Origin of the sequence: Microcoleus sp. MOSTC5 (assembly GCF_036701825.1) — a bacterium.
Classification (GTDB): domain Bacteria; phylum Cyanobacteriota; class Cyanobacteriia; order Cyanobacteriales; family Microcoleaceae; genus Microcoleus; species Microcoleus asticus.
Map to the genome: position 1 here is coordinate 1 of NZ_JAUBRK010000165.1, position 1,937 is coordinate 1,937.

Annotated in this window: 1 protein-coding gene; it reads right to left on the reverse strand. The window is 45.3% G+C overall.

What is annotated here, in order from left to right; translation table 11 throughout:
* Nucleotides 1-98 precede the first annotated feature (98 nt).
* On the reverse strand, nucleotides 99-1,757 hold the full coding sequence (gene ltrA, locus QUA54_RS34120; protein ID WP_333419450.1) for a group II intron reverse transcriptase/maturase: 1,659 nt from the start codon (nucleotides 1,755-1,757) through the stop codon (nucleotides 99-101).
* Nucleotides 1,758-1,937: the final 180 nt, after the last annotated feature.

A 1,937-nucleotide genomic window follows, 5' to 3' on the forward strand; every position in this document is an offset into this window, starting at 1 on the left:
TGGTGATGCACGGGTTTGTCGGGTGAGGTTCGAGGGTCGCCCCTCTCCCCTCCCCTAAGAACGCAGCATGAGAGTTTCCAACTCACTGCGCTCAAGCCTTACTTCCAGCGAGATTTGACTTGGGTTTTATGTACCTGCTTGTGGCACGGGTTGTGCAAATGCTGAAGATTTTCCGTGTCGTCGGTTCCACCTTCAGTAACAGGTACTATATGGTGGGTTTCGATTTCCTCCCCATTGAATAGGGGTTCGCCACATTTCGGACATTTCCAATCTTGGTTTTCTGCTATTGTATAAAGCTTAGTTCCTTTATCGAAGCGAGTTTTTCCAAGCTTCTGGTGGCGCTTGTCCCAATACTCTTTTAACGAGGGGTCATCTGGGCTAGCGTCACCTTTAACCTTTATATGACGTTCGATAGGCGTGTACGCGATTTGGTACAGGACAAGTTCCTTGTCTTTCCCTCGTCGGTCGCTTGTGGTACAAGCAAACATCCATCTATTGCCTTTAATAGTCTTGAAGTAGCGGTTGCGAACCCATGAAGTATTCTTGTTGGGGTGTCTACGCTTTGCCCAACGCCAAAGGTATTGCCACAATCTATAGGAGATGTAGCTGAAGGTTTCTTTGCTTACTACACCTTTGTAGTAGTTAGCAAAACCTCTGAGAATTGGATTGAGCTTTCTAATTAAAACTTCCTGTTCTACACCATTGAGGTTTTTGATTTCTTTACCTAACCGTTTACAGAAGGTTAGTACCTTCTTTTTCGACGGCTTGATTAAGAGTTTTCCATCATAGTGCCGGGAGTTGAACCCCAGGAAGTTGAAGCCATCTTCCATTGACGTGATAACTGTTTTCTCAGTGCTTAACTCAAGACCTCGTTCTAACATCCATGCCTGAATCAGGTTTTGAGCAGTTTCGAGACTAATTCTATCTCTAGCCGTAATGATAAAGTCATCGGCGTATCGAACCACACCAAGTTTTGGGTTGGTGGCTTTTATGTAAGTTTCCAAGCCATGCAAACCAATATTGGCTAGTAGGGGTGAGATTACTCCCCCTTGTGGTGTGCCTTGTTCTGTCAGGTTGATTTTCCCTTGGAACACAAAACCCGCTTTTAACCATCCTTTAATTAGCTCCCTTTTGGGGAAATTGCTTATCATGTTCAGAATGGATTCATGGGCGATGTTGTCGAAGAATCCCTTGATATCGGCTTCTAAAACCCATTTGTGTCCGCCTGCTCTGCCAGACCCTACCTTGTTAAAGCATTGTCCGATAGCATCTTGACAGCTTCTTCCCGGTCGGAATCCGTAGGAGTGTTGTTCAAATACGGCTTCCCATTCGAGTTCTAGTGAGTTTTTTACTCTTGCCTGTTCGATTCTGTCACGCACGGTTGGGATACCGAGCGGTCGTTTCTTGCCGTTAGGTTTTGGTATTTCCACCCTCCGAGCCGGTTTGAGGTTTCCCCCATTCCAGTTATTTACCAGAATCACTCGCTGCTGAGGGGTATTGACAATTTCTTTATCAATTCCTGCCGTTGACTTGCCTTGATTTGTCTGAGTGATACGTCGAACTGACAATAGTAAATTTGCGTAGCTTCGTAGCATCAACTTCTGCAAGCTTCGTAGCTTACGGAAGTTACCAAGTTTTCTCGCACGAAAGATTCTCTGACGTAGGTTTCTCACAAGCCTGTTAACCTTCTTCCAGCTAATCTGGTTCCAGTCTTCAAGCCGTTTCTTTAGTCCGTTTGTTGTCAGTGATGACACCATCTAACTTGTCCTTAGATTAAATTCCTTTGTCTCGTTTCTCCCGTATAAGACCCAGAAGAAGTCAGCTTTCCTTTCGGTCAGAGGTGACGTTAAAACCCCTATCTGGCTCATTACAAGTCAGCTTTCGCTTTTTCTTCCATCCTCTATCCCCCTAAGAGTTCTGCTTTGGTTGCCCTTGGC

What these genes read in the sequence shown, in the direction of transcription:
- ltrA (WP_333419450.1), bottom strand. Translation starts at nt 1,757, where the DNA reads ATGGTGTCATCACTGACAACAAACGGACTAAAGAAACGGCTTGAAGAC.